This window comes from Trujillonella endophytica (genome assembly GCF_900110555.1).
Taxonomy (GTDB): Bacteria; Actinomycetota; Actinomycetes; order Mycobacteriales; family Geodermatophilaceae; genus Trujillonella; species Trujillonella endophytica.
The window spans coordinates 64,452-82,891 of the sequence record NZ_FOEE01000005.1; the positions used below are offsets into that span (position 1 = coordinate 64,452).

Consider the following 18,440-nt stretch of genomic DNA (forward strand, 5'->3'; position numbering starts at 1 on the left):
CCTAGAGCCTTCCGTCGTATTTCTTGGGATACTTCCATGCTTCGGCCTGCGTGCAGGGGACGTCTTGGCGACTAGCGAGGTTGGCGCAGTCGGTCGCGCCTCCCTCGCCGTGCGGGACGACGTGGTCGCAGTCCGACCACCCGGCGGAGTTGGCGCAGCCGGGATGGCGGCAGGTGCGGTCGCGGGTGCGCACGAATCGCACCTGGTGGGCCGACGGGCGGTAGCGGTCCAGCTCGGCGGGGGCGCCCAGCACCGGGCACCCGCATTCCCGGCCGGCGCGATCGGGATCGGTCGGGTGGTCGGGGCAGCCGCGGCGGGCGAGCCGGCGCAGCTCCTCGTCGGTGGCCACCGCGCGCAGCCCGCCGGCGTCGCCGGAGAAGGCGTACTGCAGCCGGCCACCGGCCGGGGCGCGCAGCCCGCCGGGGCACAGCGTGTCCAGCTGCTCGAGCAGGCGGCGCAGGTGCGCGGCGGTGATCGGCTCGCCGTCCACCGCCCCGGTCGGTTCGGCCACCGCCCCCGGCCGGGAGAACGCCGCCCCCGGCCGGGAGAACGCCGCCCCCGGCCGGGAGAACGCCGCCCCCGGCCGGGAGAACACCGCCCCCGGCCCGGAGAACGCCGCCGGCACCGGGCCGCCCTCGGCCAGGAACCCGTGTGGGGTCAGCGCGGCCAGCGGGACCTCGACGGTCACGATCGCGGTCACCGCCGCGTGCTCGTCGTCCCAGGGCTGCAGCACGAAGTCCGCCAGCGCGCCGGCGCGCAGCACGCCCAGCGGCCGGTCGTCGCCGGCCTCCCTGGCCGCCCACGCCACCTGATCGACCGTGCGCCGGCAGGCGGCCGCCAGCTCGGCAGGCATCCGGGCGACCAGCTCGCTCACCCCGTCGCCGAGCGGGCGCACGGTCACGTCGCAGCCGCGTTCGGCGTCGGCACGGCGTCGGTCGGATGCGGCAGCGTCGCGGGAGATCAGTTCCCGGCGCACCGCGGCGATCAGCTGCCGGATGGACAGCTCACCCGCCCCGGGCAGCACGGCTGCCTCGACCTCGGCGATCACCGCCGGCGCCACCCCGCGCGCCCGGTGACCCAACTGCTCGGCGATCGCCCGGGCCCGCGGCCAGTCCAGCGTGCCCGCATCCAGCGCCGCCAGCGTGGCGGGAAGCTTCTCCCAGAGCGCCTCGCACGCATCGATCAGCGTCGAGGCCGCCGTCCGCGAGCAGTTCAGCACCAGCGCCAGCTCGTCGGCGAAGAACTCGCTCACCCCGTCGAGGCGGCCCGGGCCGGCGACCTCCCCGGCGGCGGCGCCCCGCTGGCCCGGGCGGCGGTCGGCCGAGGCCGGGCGGGCCGCGGCCAGCTCCATCACCGACCGCACCCGCAATCCCGCCAGCATCGCCTCGGCCGCGGTGATCTGCTCCAGCCACCGCGCGTTGTCCGCCGCGCTGCGGCCGCCGGGCAGCATCTCCGGTGCCCGGAAGGGGTCCACCGGCAGCTCCGCCACCGGTTCCCACGCCGGATCGTCCACCGGCACCACGGTCACCCCGACCGCGAACCGGCTCCCCGACATGACCTCACGCTAGAGCCGGGGTACGACCGTTCCGTGTCGGTTCCGGGTGGCCGAGCCGGCCGTCCGTCCCGTCACCACGTCGGCCCCCGGCGGGCGGTCAGGGCACCGAACGCGGCCGGGAACCAGAAGGTCAGCGCCCGGGCGAGCAGCACGGCCGCGCAGGCGTCGGTGATCGGCACCCCGAGGGCGACCAGGAGGACGAGCAGGGCGGCCTCGGCGGCGCCGGGCAGCCCGGCGAGCGGAACGGCGGTCCAGATCAGGCGCAGCGCGGCGTAGCCGGCGGCCACGGCGAGCACGGAGGCCCGGCCGCCCGCCGCCTCCACCGCGCAGGCCAGCGCCGCGGCCTCCAGCCCGGTCGCGACCGCCGACCAGGCGACCTGGACCGCCCAGCGCGGGGACAGCAGGAGGCGGCGCCACCGCCCCCGCCGCCGGGGCCGCGCCTGCTCGCGCGCCGGCAGGCCCCTGCCCGCCAGCACCTGCCCCGCCGCCACCAGGCACGCCCCGCCCAGCGCGATCAGGGCCGGCCGGAGGGCGTCCGCGGGTGCCCGCCACGTACCGACGCCGTCCCGGGCCAGCCCCAGCGCCAGCGCCGACACGGCGACGACGGCGGCGCCGGTCAGCGCCCCGGCGATGGTCCGCCGGATCGCCCGGGCGGCGTCGTCCGGGAGAACCCCGGCGCTCTCGAGGAACCGTTCGGCGGCCCGGCTGCGGCCGGCGCGCCCGTGCAGCAGCGACGCGCTGTCCTGGACCGCCCGGATCCCCAGGACCCGCCCGACGGCGATCCGCCGGTCGACGGTGGCCAGCACGGCGGCCGCGGCCGCCACCCGGGCGAGACCGGCGAGCACGGCCGCGCCGCCCAGCCACCGCCAGCCGACGTCCTCGAGCGTGTCCAGGACCGCGGTCCCCGACTCCACCAGCAGGAGGCCGAGGACGACGGCGCAGCCGGCCGCCACCGCGGCCACGGCCGCCCGGCCGGCCCGGGGCCACGCCGGCCGGGCGGGGTCGGGCAGGCCCAGCCGGTCCCGCACCGCGCGGCGGAGGGCGGACAACCGCTCCGGACGGGCGTGCAGCCGCTCGCGGGTCTCCGCGGCGAGCGTCAGCGGGGCCAGGGAGGGCAGCGCGGCCGCGACCTGCCGCGCGCCCAGCACGGACGCGGCGGCGTCGACCACGGGCTCCGGGTCGACGTGGACGGCGAGGGACGCGAGCAGCTCCGCCACGTCGTCGGCCATGGTGTCCGCGGAGGCGCCGGTCCGGGCGTTGCCGAAGTCGACGAGGCAGGGCTGCCCCTCGCGGTCGATCAGCACGCTGGCGGCCACCAGGTCGTGGTGGGCGACGCGGGCGGCGTGCAGCAGCGCCACCTGCTCCCACACCGCGCGCAGCAGCTCCGGGGTGATCTCGGCGGGGGTCAGGGTGTCCAGCGGGCGGCCGGGCACGAACTCCTGGACGACGAGGGCGCGCCGGTCGCTGCCCGTGGCCACGACCACCTCCGGTACCCGGACGCCGCGGGCGCGGGCGGTCATCGCGGCGACGGCCTCGTGCTCGGCCTGGTGCCCGAGGGGCGCCAGGGCGTCGTCGTCCTTCACGTCCCGGACGGTGAGCAGCCGCCACAGCCGGTGCAGCCAGTCCCGCTCGGCGCGGTCGGGCTCCAGGTACTTGACGTACAGCAGCCGCCCGTCGGGGGCGACGCCGAGGAACGGGTGCGAGCTGCGGGCCCGCACCGGAGCCGGGCGGACGCGGGTGCCGGGCAGCCCGACGTCGGTGAGCAGCGCCTCGACGCGGGCCGGCCGCACGGTCCGGCGCGGGATGCCGAACACCAGGTGGACGGCGGAGCCGATCGCCCAGCCCAGGGCCAGGCCCCCCAGGACGTCCAGGGGCAGGTGCGCGCCGACGTAGACCCGCGCGAGGGCCACGCCCCAGGCCAGGGTCCAGGCGAGGCGCCGCCCGCGGCGGTTCAGATAGGGCGCCACCGCCGTGGCCAGGGCCGCCGCGACGGCCGAGTGCCCGGAGACGAACCCGATGCCGCCGATCGAGCCCTCGTGCAGCACTGCTCCGACGGGGAGGCCGCCCGGCCGCTCGCGTCCGACGATCGACTTGACCAGGTCGGCGGCGAAGTACGCCAGCAGCCCGGAGACGAGCAGGTCCCGCGCGGCGCGGAACCGGCGGAGCAGCGCCGCGACGGCCGCGAGCACCGGGACGGCGACGACGTTGCCGAGCTGCATGACCAGCCAGACCGCCGGCAGGACGATGCCCGGGAGGTCGTTCACGAGCCGGAACAGGTCGCGCTCGACGGCCGACAGCTCGCCCTGCCTGGCGAGCAGGAAGCCGATGCCGAGCACGGCCAGACCGAGTCCGGTGCGGACCAGGTCGGTGCGCAGCCGGACGATGCGGGTGGCCCCGACCGCGGCCGGGGCCGGGACGTCGTCGGTCGGCGCCTCGGAGGCGAGTCGGGTGGCCATCCCCCCAGTCCAGTGGCCGGGGTGGCCGGCCCGCAGGTGCCTCCCGGCCCGACGTGCAGGGACCTCGGTCCCGGTGGCACGGGCCGGCCGACCCCGGCCGGCGCGGGGCCGACCGGCCGACGATGGCCCGGTGGCCGACCTCAGTTCCGCGCTGCCCGGGAGGGAGGGCCGGCGGCCGTCGTGGCCGGACGGCGGGGCGGACCGCCGGCCCTCGGGCCACGACCGGCCGCACCGGTCGCTGCCGCCGCGCGTGTGGGCGTGGATCGCGGCCGTGGCCACCTCGGCCGCGCTGCTCCTGCTCTGGTCGGACGGGCCCGGCGGGGTGGCCCCGCTCGACCGCGCCGTCAGCGATCTGCTGGGGCCGGGGGAGCGGCGGCCGGAGCTGGCGGCCGACCTCGCCCGGTTCGGTGGCGACCTCGGTTACCGGGTGCTGTGGCTGCCCCCCGTGCTGGTGCTGGTGTGGACGGCGCGCTGGCGGCACCTGCTGGTCTACCTCGGCACGATCTCCGGGATGGCCGCCGTCGCCCAGGTGGCGGTCGGCGGCACCGTGCTGGTCCGGGCGGTGCGGGCGGAGCTGACGGGCACGCCGGAGGTGCTCGCCCTCTCCGCCTGGCCGGACGTCGTCCTGGCCACCGTCGCCGTCGCGACGCTGCACGTGCTCGTCCCGGCCGGCCGCCCGCGTCGCTGGGGATGGGTGGCCGTGGTCGCCCTGCTCGTCGCCTGCATCGCGCCCCGCATCGCCCTCGGTCTCGACGACGCCTCCACCGCCCTGGCCAGCGCCGTGCTCGGCTGCGGTGTCGCCGCCGTCGTGTTCGCCGTCCTGGTGCCGGACAGCGCCTACCCGGTGACCTACCGCCGCCGGATGCCGGCGCACCTGGAGCTGACCGCGGAGCGCACCGGGCGGATCCGCGCTGCCCTGCGCGACCAGCTCGGGCTGGAGCTGACCTCGATCGACCCCTACCGGCTCGACGGCTCCGCCGGCTCGACCCCGTGCCGGCTGGGGGTGACCGGCGGCTCCTCCGCGGAACTGTTCGGGAAGCTGTACTCGCGCACCCACCTGCGGTCCGACCGCTGGTACAAGCTGTTCCGCGTGCTGCGCTACGGGCGACTGGAGGACGAGGCGCCGTTCTCCTCGGTCCGCCGGCTGGTCGAGCACGAGGACTACATGCTGCGGCTGCTGCGCGACGGCGGGGTGCGGGTGCCCGCCCCGGTCGGCGTCGTCGAGATCGTGCCCGAGGAGGAGTACCTGCTGGTCACCGAGCTGGTCCCGGGGTCGGTGGAGATCCTGGACTCCGGGATGGACGACGCGGTGGTCGACGACGCTCTGCTCCAGGTGCGCCGTCTGTGGGCGGCCGGCGCCGCGCACCGGGACCTCAAGCCGTCCAACCTGCTGGCCCAGGGCGACCGCGTGGTGCTGGTCGACGTGTCGTTCGGGGAGCTGCGGCCCTCGCGCTGGCGGCAGGCCGTGGACCTGGCCAACATGCTGCTGGTGTGCGGGCTGGGGGCCGGTCCCGACCGGGTGCTGCAGCGGGCCGGGCGGCTGTTCACCCCGGACGAGCTGGCGGAGGCCTTCGCCACCACGAGCTCCCTGACCGTTCCCCGGCAGCTGCGCCGGCTGGTCGACACCGGCGAGCGCGACCTGGTCGGGGAGTTCCGCCGCCGGCTGCCCGACCGTGCGCCCATCCGCGTGCAGCGCTGGAGCATCCGCCGGGTCCTGCTCGCCGTCGGGGCGGTCGGGACCGCGCTCCTGACCGTCGCCGTCGTCGCGCTGAACCTCCGCGCCGGGGACCTCCTGTGACGGCCGGCCCGGACGCGCGGGCGCCGGCCCCGCTCGCGTCCGGGCACGTCACCGGGCCGGACGGCCTCACCGCCGCCGAGGTCGCCGCGCGGGTGGCCGCCGGCGCGGTCAACGTGGCGGCCGCGCGGACCAGCCGGAGCCTCGCGGCGATCGTGCGCACCAACGTGTTCACGTTCTTCAACGGCCTGCTCGCCGCGCTGTGGGTGGTGGCCGTGCTGACCGGCCGCTGGCAGAACGCGCTCTTCGGCGGCGTCATCGTCGCCAACTCCGCGATCGGCATCGTCCAGGAGCTGCGGGCCAAGCGGACGCTGGACCGGCTGGCCGTGCTCAGCGCCCCGCGGGCGCGGCCGGTGCGCGACGGCCGCGAGGAGGAGGCGGCCGTCGCGGACGTCGTCCTCGACGACCTGCTGGTGGTGCGTGCCGGTGACCAGGTGCCGGTGGACGGCGTCCTGCACCGCGGCGAGGGCCTCTCGGTCGACGAGTCGTTGCTGACCGGCGAGTCCGACTCCGTCGCCAAGGTCCCCGGCGATGCGCTGCTGTCCGGCTCGGTCGTCCTGGCCGGCAGCGGCCGGGTGCAGGCCACCGCCGTGGGGGAGCAGGCCTACGCCGCGCGCCTGGCCGCCGAGGCGCGCGTGTTCACCCGCGCCCGGTCGGAACTGCAGGAGGGCACCACCCGGATCCTGCGCTGGATCGCGCTGGTCCTGCTGGTGGTGGGCCCACTGGTGCTGTGGAGCCAGTTCCGCACCGAGGAGAACGAGGACTGGCGCGACGCGGTCACCGGCACCGTCGGGGCGCTGGTCGGCATGGTCCCCGAGGGCCTGGTGCTGCTCACCACGCTGGCGTTCCTCGTGGCCACGCTCGGGCTGGCCCGGCGGCAGGTGCTGGTCCAGGAGCTGCCGGCGGTGGAGGGGCTGGCCCGCGTCGACGTCGTCTGCCTGGACAAGACCGGCACGCTCACCCACGGCGACATCGCCCTGGACCGCGTGGAGCCCCTCGGCGCGGACGCCGGCACCGGCCCGGCGCTCGCGCTGCTGTGCGCGGCCGACGGCGGGAACGCCACCTCCCGCGCGCTGGCCGCGGCGTTCGCGGACGCCGGTGGCGAGGCGGTGGCCGCCGCCGTGCCGTTCTCCTCGGCGCGCAAGTGGTCGGCCGTCCGCACTGCTCGCGGGGTCAGCTGGGTGCTGGGCGCACCGGAGATGGTGCTGCCGGCACCGGGCTGCGGCGCGCAGCGCGATGCGCGGGCCCGCGCCGACGAGATCGCCGCCGCCGGCCGCCGCGTCCTGCTGCTGGCCCGGTCGCCCGAGCCCTGGGCCGGGGACGCGGCCGAGCCGGACCTGCCGGCGGGCCTCGAGCCCGCCGCGCTGGTGGTGCTCGCCGAGCGGATCCGGGACGACGCCGCCGAGGTGCTGCGCTACTTCACCGACCAGGGCGTCGCCCTCAAGGTCATCTCCGGCGACAACCCGCGCACCGTCGGCGCGGTCGCCGCCGCCGTCGGCGTGCCCGGGGTCGTCGGTGCCGGGGACGCCGTCGACGCCCGGACGCTGCCCGAGGACCCCGACGCGCTCGGCGCCGTCCTGGAGACGGCGAGCGTGTTCGGCCGGGTCACGCCGCACCAGAAGCGGGCCATGGTGCGGGCGTTGCAGGCCCGGGGCCACGTCGTCGCCATGACCGGCGACGGCGTCAACGACGCGCTCGCCCTCAAGGACGCCGACATCGGGGTCGCCATGGGCAACGGGGCGCCGGCCACCCGCGCGGTCGCCCAGCTGGTGCTGCTCGACGGGCGGTTCGCCCACCTCCCGCACGCCGTCGCCGAGGGCCGCCGGGTGATCGCCAACATCGAGCGGGCGGCGAACCTGTTCCTGGTCAAGAACGTCTACAGCGTGGTGCTCGCCCTGGTCACCGTGGTGACGCTGGTCGCCTATCCGCTGGAGCCGGTGCAGCTGACGCTGATCTCGACCCTGACCATCGGGGTGCCCGGTTTCTTCCTGGCGCTGGCACCCAACCGCCGCCGGTACGTGCCCGGCTTCGTCGGCCGCGTGCTGCGCTTCTCCCTGCCGGTCGGGCTGGTCATCGGGGCGCTCGCCTACGTCGCGTACGCGGTCACCCGGTGGCTGGACCCGGACGGCGGGGTGGCCGCGGCCCGCACGACCGCGACCGTCGTCGTCCTCGTCGTGGCGCTGTGGACCCTCGCCGTCCTGGCCCGCCCGCTGACCCGGGGGAAGGCGGCGCTGCTGGTCGCGATGGCGGGGCTCGCCGCGCTCGCCGTCGCGCTCCCCGGCTTCCGCGAGGACGTGCTGCTGCTGCAGCCGACGGGGCCGACGCTGCTGCTCGCCGCCGCGCTGGGCGCCGGCGGGGCGCTGCTGGTCGAGGTCGTCGCCCGCTCCGGCGGGCTGCACCGCTCACTGCCGGCCCCGGCCCGCGAGTGACCCGGCCGGGTCGGCTCAGCAGCCGCGCACGGCGTAGTCGCGCAGCGGGGGCCAGGACGCCGCCGGGGTCGTGGTCCAGTCGAAGACCGACACCCCGATCGCGCCCTGGTCGGCGGCCGCCCGCGCCATGGCCGCGTAGTCGGCGGCCGGCAGGTCGACGCCGAAGCCGCCGATGACCGACACCGCGGCGCACGGCTCACCGAGGTGGGCGCGCACCCGGGCGATGTTCTCGCTGGTGTAGCGGTAGGCGTCGCGCCAGCCCGAGGCCGCGGTCCGGTTGCTCCAGTACGCCATCGGCATCCACACCTGGTAGTGCGGGGCGAGCTGCCGCCACGGGAAGCGCGGCCAGTACGCGGTGTTGAGCACGTCGGTGACCACGGGCGGCAGCACGATGGCGCCGAGGGTGGTGGTCGGGGCGGCGGCGGCCAGCCGGACCGAGAGGTCCACCAGCCGCGCGTTGCGCAGGTCGACGTCGGCGACCGACAGGTCCTCGATGTCCACCGCCACGGCGTCGAAGGCCTGGCCGCCGGCGCGGAAGTCCACCATCGCGCGCAGCCGTCGCAGGTCGGCGTCGACGTCGGTGAGGTGCGGGAGGTACCAGGCGACGACCTGCATGCCCCGCGCGTGCGAGCGGGTGAGGAACTGGCCGAGCAGGTCGGGGCTGATCAGGTCCGGGTAGCGCGGGTCGTCCGCGGCGGCCTGGAGGTAGACGGTGTCCACCCCGGCGTCGGCCATGGCATCGACGGTCGCCGGCGTGATCGGCGGGTTCGCGCCGGCGAACTCGCGGCTGAACCGGAACCGGGTCACCCACGTGCCCGACCGGTCGTAGGGGCCGAGCACCGCGGTGCGCACGGCGCCGGTGGCCGCCGTCCAGCGCAGGAAGCCGCCCTGGAAGTCGCTCTGCCGGCCGGCGACGACGTCGTACTCGTCGGTGATGGGGTAGCCGAGGACGCTGCGCTCCAGGCCCATCGACCGCCACGTGCCGAGGATCGCGCCGTGCACCTCGTGCGCACCCGTGGCCGGGGTCCAGTAGACCGCCCCGCCCTGGAAGAACGAGCCGCGGCCGATCCCGTCGGGTGCGGTGAGCTCGTCGGTGATCGGGTAGCCGAGGACGCTGCGCTCCAGGCCCATCGACCGCCACTTGGCGAAGATCGCGCCGTGCACCTCGTGCGCGCCCGTGGCCGGGGTCCAGTAGACCGCCCCGCCCTGGAAGAACGAGCCGCGGCCGATCCCGTCGGGTGCGGTGAGCTCGTCGGTGACCGGATAGCCGAGCACGCTGCGCTCCCAGCCCAGGGAGGCCCACTTCGCGAGGATCGCGCCGTGCACCTCGCGCGCGCCGGTCGCGGGGGTCCAGTAGATGGACCCGCCCGCGTAGTACTGGAAGCGACCCACCCCGTCGGGTGCCGTCAGGACGGCCGTGGTCGGGGCCCCGAGGAAGCCGGTGGCCCCGCCGAGCTCGCAGTGCCGGCGCACGACCGGGTCGGCCTGCGTGCACACCGGGGCGGCGACCGCCGCGGGCGCATGCACCAGCGCGGCCGTGAGGAAGACGATCAGCAGCGCCGCCAGCGCTCCACCGCGATGCCGGACCAGCACGGGGACCACCTCCCGGAGAGGCGCCGGGGCCGCACCGGCCCGGCACGCCGAGGGTGCTCGGCGTGCCGGGACGCGGGCCAGGGTCCGCCGTCCCGGGAGCCAGGGCCCCAGGGCCCCGGCGGGGACGACGTCCGGCCGCGGCGGGGCGAGGGCGGCCCGCCCAGGGTGGAGGCGTTCCAGCCGTCGGACCCAGGGGAGACCCCATGGCACGGGAGCGGACGGGCCGGCGCGTCCCGGTGGACCGCGCCGGCCCGGCCGACCTGGCGATGCGGTCCCTGGGCCGGCGGGGCCTGCCCATGCAACTGGCGGCGGTGCTCGTGCTGGCCCCCGCAGAGCGCGGCCCCGAGGAGGTGGCCCGCGTCCTCGCCGGGCGCCTGGGGGGCGTGCGGCGGCTGCGCCAGCGGCTGGAGCGGACGCCGCCGGGCGGCGGTCGGCCGGTGTGGGTCGACGACGCCCGCGCGGACCCGGCGCGGCACGTCCGGCAGCTGCCCTGCCCGCCGCCGGGGGACGAGCAGGCGCTGCTGGACCTGGCCGCCGCGCTGGTGAGCGAGCCGCTGCCCGCGGACCGGCCGGGGTGGGCGGCGACCGTGGTGACGGGGCTGGCGGCCGGTCGCACCGGCGTGGTCGTCGTCCTCTCCCACGTCCTGGTCGACGGCATCGGCGGTCTGGCGCTGCTGGCCGCGGTCGTCGACGGTGCCCCCGCCGCCGTCCCGGAGCCGCCCCGGCCGCGGCCGGCCTACCCGGTCCTCGCCTCCGACGCCCTGCGCAGCCGCGCGCGGGCGCTGCGGCGCCTGCCGGCCGGCGTCCGCGAGCTCCGCGACGCCACCCGGGCGGCCGGCCGCGCGCGGACGCCGCCGGCCGGGCCGTGCTCGCTCCTGGCACCGACGGGGACGACCAGCCGCGCCGCCGCGGTCGCGGTCGACCTCGGCCGGCTGCACGCCGCCGCCCACCGCGCCGGAGGCACCGTGAACGATGCCCTGCTGGTCGCCGTCGCCGGGGCGCTCGGCGCCCTCCTGGCCGCCCGCGGGGAGGCGGTGGACCCGCTCCTGGTCACCGTGGTGGTCACGGCCCGGCGGACGGCGGGCACCGACCGGCTGGGCAACGCGACCACGCCCCTCGTGGTCGCGGTCCCGGTGGCCGGCAGCCCGGCCGACCGGCTGGCGCGGTTCGCCGGCACGGTCCGCGCGGCCCGGGACTCGGCGGCCGGCCCGTCGCTGCCGGCGCTGCTGGGACCGGTCTTCCGGCTGCTCGCGGCGGCCGGCGCCTACCGCTGGTACCTCCGCCGCCAGCGCCGGTTCCACACCCTGGTGAGCAACGTGCCCGGACCCGACCGGCCCCTCGCGCTGGCCGGCCACGCCGTCGAGCGGGTCGTCCCGCTGGCCGTCGGCGAGGCCGGCAACGTCACCGTCGCCTTCGACGCGCTCTCCTACGCCGGCACGCTGACGGTGACGGCGATCGTCGACGCCGACCGGGTGCCGGACCTGCCGGTGCTCGTCGCCGCGCTCGACGCGCAGTTCGCGGCCCTCGGAGCACCGGCGGCGGCTCCCTGACGCCGGTGCCCGCGCGGCCGGACCTCGGCGGCGGGCCGTGGTGCCCGCCCGGCCGGGACCTTCGGCGCCTGCGGGGTGGCCGCGCCGACCGGTGGACTGGGTGCACCGACGAGCGGGAGGTCAGCCATGCAGGCGCTGGTGTACTACGGCCCGGGCAAGCGGAGCTGGGAGGAGGTGCCCGACCCACGGGTCCAGGACCCCGACGACGCCGTCGTCCGGGTGGACGGGTTCACCATCTGCGGCACCGACCTGCACATCCTGCGGGGGGACGTGCCCGAGGTGGCGCCCGGCACGGTGCTGGGGCACGAGGCGGTCGGCACGGTCATCGAGGTCGGCCCCGGCGTGCGCACGGTGGCGGCGGGGGACCGGGTGCTGGTGTCGTGCATCAGCGCGTGCGGCCGGTGCGCGTACTGCCGGGAGGCCCGCTACGGGCAGTGCCGAGGGGGCGGCGGCTGGATCCTGGGCCACACGACGCACGGGGTGCAGGCGGAGGCGGTCCGCGTGCCGTTCGCCGACGGTTCGGTGCACCCGCTGCCGGAGGGGGTGGCCGACGACGCGGCGCTCATGCTGGCCGACATCCTGCCGACGTCCTACGAGGTCGGGGCGCTCAACGCCCGGGTCCGGCCCGGGGACACCGTCGTCGTCGTCGGTGCCGGACCCATCGGCCTCGCCGCCGTGCTCACCGCCGGGCTGTACACGCCGCAGCGGATCGTCGTCGTCGATCCGGTGGAGGCCCGGCGGGCGGCCGCGGTCTCCTTCGGCGCGGAGCTCGCGCTCTCGCCGGACGACGACGTGGTGGCCGCGGTGCGCGAGCTGACCGGCGGGCTGGGGGCCGACGTCGGCATCGAGGCCGTGGGACTGCCGGCGGCGTTCGACCTCGCGGTCGACGTCGTCCGCCCGGGCGGGCGGATCGCCAACATCGGGGTGCACGGCAGGCCGACGACGCTGCACCTCGAGGACCTGTGGATCCGCGACGTCACGATCACCACCGGCCTGGTCGACACCTCCTCGACGCCGATGCTGCTGCGGATGCTGCAGACCGGGAAGCTCGACGCGGGGCGGATCGTCACCCACCGGTTCGGCTTCGACCAGGTGCCCCAGGCCTACGACCTGTTCGACGACCCCGTCGCCTCGGGCGCCCTGAAGGTCGCCGTCCTCCGCTGACCCGGCCGCCCGCGGTCAGGCGCGGGCGATCGCGTCGAGGACCTGCAGCCGGGCCGCCCGCCGGGCGGGACCGACGGCGGCCAGCACCCCGATCACCGCGGCGACGAGCAGGAAGACCAGCATCCGCGGCACGGGCACCGCGAGCTCGCTGATGCCCTGGTCGGCCAGCGCCCGGCTGAGCGCGACGCCGAACAGGGTGCCCAGCACGATGCCGAGCACGGCGCCGTACAGCGAGATGACGACGGCCTCCAGCCGGATCATGCGGCGCAGCTGCCCGCGGCCGAGCCCGACCGCGCGCAGCAGCCCGATCTCCCGGGTCCGCTCGATCACCGACATGGCCAGCGTGTTCACGATGCCCAGGGCGGCGATGACGACCGACAGCACGAGCATCGCGTTGATGAGCAGCAGCAGCTGGTCGACCTGGCCCTTCTGCTCGTCCTGGAACTCGGACTGGTCCTTGAGGTCGACGACGGGGTAGGCGGCCAGCACGTCCTCCAGCCCGGGCCGGACGTCGGCGGGCGAGGCGCCCTCGGCCAGGTCCACGTACAGGAAGCGGTCCAGCGCGACCCCGCCGGCGCCGGCGAGGGTGTCGAGGGAGATCACGGTCGAGCCCATCACCTGGTTGGTCTCGTAGATGCCGCCGACGACGAGCTCCCGCTCCCGGCCGTCGATGCTCAGCATCTCGACCGTGTCACCGACCGCCCAGCCCCGGGAGTCCGCGGTCGGCTCGTCGACGACGAGGCCGTCGCCCAGGTCGTCCGCGGAGCCGCTCACCCAGGTCAGCTCGATGCTGCGGTCGAGCCCGGCCGGGTCGACGGCGGTCAGGAACGCCGTCTCGCCGTCGAGCTGGGCCCCTCCCCAGCGCATCGGCATGACGGTGTCGACGTCGTCGACGGCGGCGATCTCGTCGGCGACGTCCGGGCTGAAGGGCGCCCCGACGGCGCTGGACACCACGAACTCGGCCCGGATCGACCCGGCGATCAGCGCGTCGATGCTCTTGTTGGTCGACGCCCCGATGACGCTGAACGCGCTCACCAGCGCCAGCCCGATCATCAGGGCCGAGGCGGTGGCCGCGGTCCGGCGCGGGTTGCGGATGGCGTTCTCCTGGGCCAGGCGCCCGGTGGTACCCCACAGCCGCGGCAGCAGCGCGCCGACCAGGCGCAGGAACGGCCGGGCCAGCACCGGGCTGAGCGCCGTGGTGCCCAGGATCAGGGCGAGGGCGCCGAGGCCGACGAACGAGGCCCCCGTGCCGCCGTCGTCGGCGAGGGTCCCGCTGATCAGCGCGGCCACCCCGGCCGCGACGAGCACGATCCCGATCACGGTGCGCCGGCGCAGGCCGCGGTGCACCTGGGCGACGTCGTCGCGCATCGCCGCGATCGGCGGCGTGCGCGCGGCCCGCCGCGCCGGCACGTAGGCGGCGACCAGCGTGACCAGGACGCCGACGACGTAGCACCACAGCACCGTGTCCCCGGCGAAGACCAGGCTGCCGTCCAGCGTCAGGCCGAACGATCCGAACAGCGCGCGCAGGCCGGCGGCCACCCCGTACCCGGCGGCGATCCCGATGGTGGAACCGATCACGCCCAGCACCAGCGCCTCGGCGAGGACCGACCGGGTGACCTGGCTCCTGCTCGCGCCGAGCGCGCGCAGCAGAGCCAGCTCCTGCGTCCGCTGCGCGACCAGCATCGAGAAGGTGTTGAGGATGATGAACGTGCCGACGAACAGCGCCACGCCGGCGAAGACGAGCAGGAAGACGTTGATGAACTGCAGCGCCTCGGAGAAGTCCGACGCCAGGCTGTCGGCCTGCTCGGTCGCCGTCTTCACGTCGTAGTCCGACCCGACGACCGCGGCCACGCGCTCGGCGAGTTCGTCGTCGCCCACGCCGTCCTCGGCGGCCACCCCGATGCCGGTGAACTGCCCGGGAGCGGTGAGCAGCTCCTGCGCGGTCGCCGCGTCGAAGGCGGTCAGCGAAGCCCCGGCCAGGCCGCCCTCGTCGCCGAACCGGAACGTGCCGACGAGCTCGGCCTCGATCCGCGGGCCGGGCGTGAGCACGGTGACCGTGTCGCCGACGGCGAAGCCGGTCTCCTCCGCCGAGTTCGTGTCGATCATGATCTCGTCGGGCGCGGTGGCGGCCCGCCCGTCGACCAGCGTGGTCGGCGAGAGGGACTCCTCGGTGTCCCAGCTGATGCCCAGCCCGGGCGCGCCGCCGGTGTCGAGCACCTCGCCGTCGCGGTCGAGGATGTAGACCCCCTCGGCCTGGACGTTGCCCTCGACGGCCGCGACGCCGTCGACGGCCGCGATCTCCTCGACCAGCTCGGCCGGGACGTAGGTGGCGGTGCCGCCGGTGCCGGTGCCGGTGAGCCCCTGGTCGAAGGCGGCCGCCCGGGTGACGTTGACGTCGGCCGCGGTGCTGCGGAACAGGTCGTTGAAGGTCTTGCTCAGGGTGTCGGTGAAGATCAGCGTCCCGGCCACGAAGGCGACGCCCAGCACGATCGCCAGGCCGGACAGCGCCAGGCGCAGCTTGTGCGCCAGCAGGTTGCGGTACGTGGTCCGCCACACGTCAGCGCACCCCGGCCCGCGATCCGTCGCCGGCGGGCGCGTCGGCCGGAGCCGCGCGGTCGCCGCCGCCCTCGGGGTCGAAGGCCTTCATCCGCTCGAGCACGCGGTCGGCGGTGGGCTCGAGCATCTCGTCGACGATCCGGCCGTCGGCCAGGAACAGCACCCGGTCGGCGTAGCTGGCGGCCATCGGGTCGTGCGTCACCATGACCACCGTCTGGCCCATCTCGCGGACCGAGCGGCGCAGGAAGTCCAGGACGTCGGCGCCGCTGCGGGAGTCCAGGTTCCCGGTCGGCTCGTCGGCGAAGACGATGTCGGGGCGCCCGGCCAGCGCGCGGGCGCACGCCACCCGCTGCTGCTGCCCGCCGGAGAGCTCGCTGGGGCGGTGTGCCAGCCGCGGCCGCAGTCCGACGGTGTCCACCACCAGGTCCAGCCACTCGCGGTCGGGGCGGCGGCCGGCGATGTCCATCGGCAGCGTGATGTTCTCCAGCGCGGTCAGGGTGGGGAGCAGGTTGTAGGCCTGGAAGACGAACCCGACGTGGTCGCGCCGCAGCACCGTGAGCGCCTTGTCGTCGAGGGTGCTCAGGTCGACGTCGCCGATGTAGGCCTGCCCGCCGGTGACCGAGTCCAGGCCGGCCATGCAGTGCATGAGGGTCGACTTGCCGGACCCGGACGGGCCCATGATCGCGGTGAAGCGGCCGCGGTCGAAGTCGACGTCGACCCCGTCGAGCGCCACCACCCGGGTGTCGCCCTCGCCGAAGACCTTGGTGAGGGAGCGCCCGCGGGCCGCGGGCGTCGTCGGGGACTGCGGGTCGCTGTGCGGGAAGGAGGACACGGGAACTCCAGGGGGTGGGGGGCCGGCCGCCTGCAGGTCGACGCTAGGGAAGGCGGCGGGCGGCGGGAAGGCCTTCATGCGCTCCGCGGCGGCCCGTGCGGCGGCGCCGGCGCGCCGCCCGGGCCGGGCGGCCCTTGCCTGTGGGCCGCGGGGTCGCGACACTCCCCGCACCCTGCCCGACGACGTGCGGAGGCCTCCCGTGTCCGAACCCGCAGACCCCACCGCGAGCACCTCCCCGGACCCCTCCCGCAGCGGGGACGACGTCGCGGAGGCGATCCGGGTCGCCGAGCAGGGGACGTCGGTCCCCGAGGTGCACGACGGCGGAACCGGCGACACCACCGGCGAGGCCCCGGTCGAGCAGGTCCGGGACGACCCGGAGATGACCGAGGGTCAGGTCGTGCTGGGGGAGGGGGAGCCGGGGCGGCACCGCTCGATCGGCCTGGACCCGGAGGCGGGCAGCTCGGGGGCCGCTCAGTCCCAGCCCGGTGCCCGGATCTCCGACCGGGTCGCCGCGGGGGAGGAGCCCCCCGCCGATCCGGCGACGGGCTGACCGGTCAGCTCCACAGCTCCACCCGCACGGTCGGGCGCGGCGGTGCCGCCCGGGGCGACCGGGCCAGCAGGGCCGCGGTCGCCGCCGGGGTCGTGAGGAACCGCTGCAGCGCGCGGGCGGCGGGGGTCGCGCGGTCGTCGCCGGGGACGACGGACCACCACAGGCCCGTCACCGGTGTGCCCTCGACCGGCAGCCGGACGAGGTCGCCCCGCCGCACCTCGTCCCGGGCGGCATGGGCGAGGGCGAGCACCACCCCGCCGCCGTCCCGGGCCGCGAGCCGCGCGGCGGCCTCGCTCGGGTGCCGCTCGACCGCGAGCGCGGCGGGCAGCGCGCCGGCCCAGCGCGCCTCCTCGCTGCCCGGCTCGAACCCGTCCGGCCCGGTCAGCCACGGGCCCGCCGCGAGCTCCGCGGGGGCGGGCCGCCCCCGGCCGGCCAGCGGGTGGCCGGGCCCGGCCAGCGCGATCCGCTCGTAGCGCAGGAACGGCACCGCGTGCACCGGGCCGTCGGCGGACACCGGCCGCGCCGCCAGCACGATGTCGGCCGAGCGGTCGGCGAGCGCCTCCGCGGCGTGCTCGGCCGCGGCCCGGGCCAGGTCCACCGCCGTCCGCGGTGCACGGCGGGCGAAGGCGGCGAGGACGGGGCCGGCCACGTGCTCGGCGCAGGCCGCCGTGGCGAGCACCCGCAGGCGCGGGGCCGAGTCCGCCGCCGCCACCTCCGCCCGCGCCCGGTCGGCCAGCCGCACCAGTTCCCGCGCGCGGACGGCCAGGGCCCGACCTCCGGCGGTGAGCTCGATCCCGGTCCCCGTGCGCCGGAACAGCGCGTCGCCGAGGTCGCCGCGCAGCGCGGCCACGGCGGCCGAGACCGCCGGCTCGCTGACCCCCAGCGCCGCCGCGGCAGCCCGCACCGACCCCAGCTCGGCCACCAGCGCGAAGGTGCGCAGCTGGGTGAAGGTCACCGTGCAGCCCTCTTAACCGTTCGGTTAGGACGATCTTGACAGTGATACAGGTCACAGACAAGGTCTCCCGCACCAGGACCCCGGCGCGGGGTCCGGCGGCGGTCAGGGGGGCGCCCCGTGCAGGTACCGGCTCCGTTCGACTACGTCCGGGCGACCAGCGTCGCCGAGGCACTCCAGCTGCTCGAGCGGCACGGGGAGGAGGCCCGGCTGATCGCCGGCGGCCACAGCCTGCTGCCGATGATGAAGCTCCGGCTGGCCCGCCCCGACTGGATCATCGACATCAACGACCTCGACGAGCTCCGGCACGTCACCGTCGACGGCGGCCTCCTCCGCGTCGGCGCCCTGACCCGCCACGCCGACCTGCTCGACTCCGAGGAGGTGGGCCGGCTGTTCCCGATCGTCCACGACGCCGAGCGGGTCATCGCCGACCCGGTGGTGCGCAACCGCGGCACGATCGGCGGCTCGCTCGCCCAGGCCGACCCCGCCGAGGACCTCACCACCGTCTGCGACGTCCTCCGGGCCGAGGTCGTCGTGGCCGGGCCGGCCGGCGAGCGGACCGTGCCCATGGCCGAGTTCCACCGCGGGCCCTACGAGACGGCCTGCGGCCAGAACGAGCTGCTCGTCGAGGTGCGCTTCCCGGTCCGCGCCGGGCAGGGCAGCGCCTACGAGAAGGTCGAGCGCCGGGTCGGCGACTGGGCCGTCGCCGCTGCGGGCGCCGCCGTCGTCCTGGCCGACGACGGCACGATCGCCGAGGCCGCCGTCGGCCTGACCGCCCTGGGCCTGGAGGGCCTCGCCACCGACGCCGCGGCCGCCCTGGTGGGGCAGCGGCCGGGCGAGGAGGCGTTCGCCGCCGCGGGCCGGCTGGCCGCCGAGGCCAGCGCGCCGGTCGAGGACGGCCGCGGACCGGTCGACTACAAGCGCCACCTCGCCGACGAGCTCACCCGTCGGGTCATGCGCACCGCCGTCGCGCGGGCGGGGGCCCTGACCGCCGTTCCGGGAGGCTGA

Annotated in this window: 12 protein-coding genes; 6 read left to right on the top strand and 6 right to left on the bottom strand. The window is 77.0% G+C overall.

The annotated features are described in order from the left end of the window. Nucleotide 1: 1 nt before the first annotated feature. Both BMY88_RS09470 and BMY88_RS09475 read right to left on the bottom strand, forming a co-directional pair. On the bottom strand, nucleotides 2–1,555 hold the full coding sequence (locus tag BMY88_RS09470) for an HNH endonuclease signature motif containing protein (RefSeq protein WP_091942497.1): 1,554 nt from the start codon (nucleotides 1,553–1,555) through the stop codon (nucleotides 2–4). 71 nt (nucleotides 1,556–1,626) lie between these two features. Then, a complete protein-coding gene (locus tag BMY88_RS09475) occupies nucleotides 1,627–4,011 on the bottom strand; it encodes a phosphatase PAP2 family protein (protein ID WP_091942499.1) in 2,385 nt (794 codons plus the stop codon). A gap of 130 nt (nucleotides 4,012–4,141) precedes the next feature. On the opposite strand from BMY88_RS09475, the gene BMY88_RS23370 reads away from it, so the two are divergent. Further along, nucleotides 4,142–5,809, top strand: a complete 1,668-nt coding sequence (locus BMY88_RS23370; protein WP_139220447.1) for a BUD32 family EKC/KEOPS complex subunit — start codon at nucleotides 4,142–4,144, stop codon at nucleotides 5,807–5,809. After that, nucleotides 5,806–8,235 carry an HAD-IC family P-type ATPase gene (locus BMY88_RS09480; RefSeq protein ID WP_139220448.1) on the top strand — a complete coding sequence of 810 codons (2,430 nt, stop codon included), beginning with the start codon at nucleotides 5,806–5,808 and terminating at the stop codon, nucleotides 8,233–8,235. The genes BMY88_RS23370 and BMY88_RS09480 overlap by 4 nt, the downstream gene beginning before the upstream one ends. 15 nt (nucleotides 8,236–8,250) lie before the next feature. On the opposite strand, the gene BMY88_RS23795 is transcribed toward BMY88_RS09480, so the two are convergent. Then, nucleotides 8,251–9,828 carry an LGFP repeat-containing protein gene (locus tag BMY88_RS23795; protein WP_170861034.1) on the bottom strand — a complete coding sequence of 526 codons (1,578 nt, stop codon included), beginning with the start codon at nucleotides 9,826–9,828 and terminating at the stop codon, nucleotides 8,251–8,253. A 203-nt stretch (nucleotides 9,829–10,031) separates the two neighbouring features. On the opposite strand from BMY88_RS23795, the gene BMY88_RS09500 reads away from it, so the two are divergent. Together BMY88_RS09500 and BMY88_RS09505 are read left to right on the top strand one after the other, a co-directional pair. Next, entirely contained in the window at nucleotides 10,032–11,378 is a 1,347-nt protein-coding gene (locus BMY88_RS09500) for a wax ester/triacylglycerol synthase domain-containing protein (protein ID WP_091942504.1), read from the top strand. A gap of 126 nt (nucleotides 11,379–11,504) precedes the next feature. Beyond that, on the top strand, nucleotides 11,505–12,542 hold the full coding sequence (locus BMY88_RS09505) for an alcohol dehydrogenase catalytic domain-containing protein (protein WP_091942506.1): 1,038 nt from the start codon (nucleotides 11,505–11,507) through the stop codon (nucleotides 12,540–12,542). Between the two features lie 15 nt (nucleotides 12,543–12,557). On the opposite strand, the gene BMY88_RS09510 is transcribed toward BMY88_RS09505, so the two are convergent. Then, nucleotides 12,558–15,098 (bottom strand): ABC transporter permease, encoded by a 2,541-nt coding sequence (locus tag BMY88_RS09510; protein WP_091942508.1) that lies wholly within the window; start codon nucleotides 15,096–15,098, stop codon nucleotides 12,558–12,560. 1 nt (nucleotide 15,099) lies between these two features. Continuing rightward, nucleotides 15,100–15,930: an ABC transporter ATP-binding protein gene (locus BMY88_RS09515; protein WP_244524560.1), complete on the bottom strand. Its 831-nt coding sequence runs from the start codon at nucleotides 15,928–15,930 to the stop codon at nucleotides 15,100–15,102. Nucleotides 15,931–16,129: 199 nt separating this feature from the next. On the opposite strand from BMY88_RS09515, the gene BMY88_RS09520 reads away from it, so the two are divergent. Further along, a complete protein-coding gene (locus tag BMY88_RS09520; RefSeq protein WP_091942511.1) occupies nucleotides 16,130–16,480 on the top strand; it encodes a hypothetical protein in 351 nt (116 codons plus the stop codon). A 4-nt stretch (nucleotides 16,481–16,484) separates the two neighbouring features. On the opposite strand, the gene BMY88_RS09525 is transcribed toward BMY88_RS09520, so the two are convergent. Next, nucleotides 16,485–17,435 (bottom strand): LysR family transcriptional regulator, encoded by a 951-nt coding sequence (locus BMY88_RS09525; RefSeq protein WP_091942513.1) that lies wholly within the window; start codon nucleotides 17,433–17,435, stop codon nucleotides 16,485–16,487. 117 nt (nucleotides 17,436–17,552) lie between these two features. Here BMY88_RS09525 and BMY88_RS09530 point away from each other — a divergent pair, with 117 nt between their 5' ends. Continuing rightward, the gene (locus BMY88_RS09530) at nucleotides 17,553–18,440 is read left to right on the top strand and encodes an FAD binding domain-containing protein (protein ID WP_091942515.1); all 888 of its coding nucleotides are present in this window, start codon (nucleotides 17,553–17,555) and stop codon (nucleotides 18,438–18,440) included.

Bases quoted from the DNA above. Each gene is read 5' to 3' on its own strand.
- BMY88_RS09505 (WP_091942506.1), top strand. From the start codon at position 11,505: ATGCAGGCGCTGGTGTACTACGGCCCGGGCAAGCGGAGCTGGGAGGAG.
- BMY88_RS09475 (WP_091942499.1), bottom strand. From the start codon at position 4,011: ATGGCCACCCGACTCGCCTCCGAGGCGCCGACCGACGACGTCCCGGCC.
- BMY88_RS09470 (WP_091942497.1), bottom strand. From the start codon at position 1,555: ATGTCGGGGAGCCGGTTCGCGGTCGGGGTGACCGTGGTGCCGGTGGAC.
- BMY88_RS09500 (WP_091942504.1), top strand. From the start codon at position 10,032: ATGGCACGGGAGCGGACGGGCCGGCGCGTCCCGGTGGACCGCGCCGGC.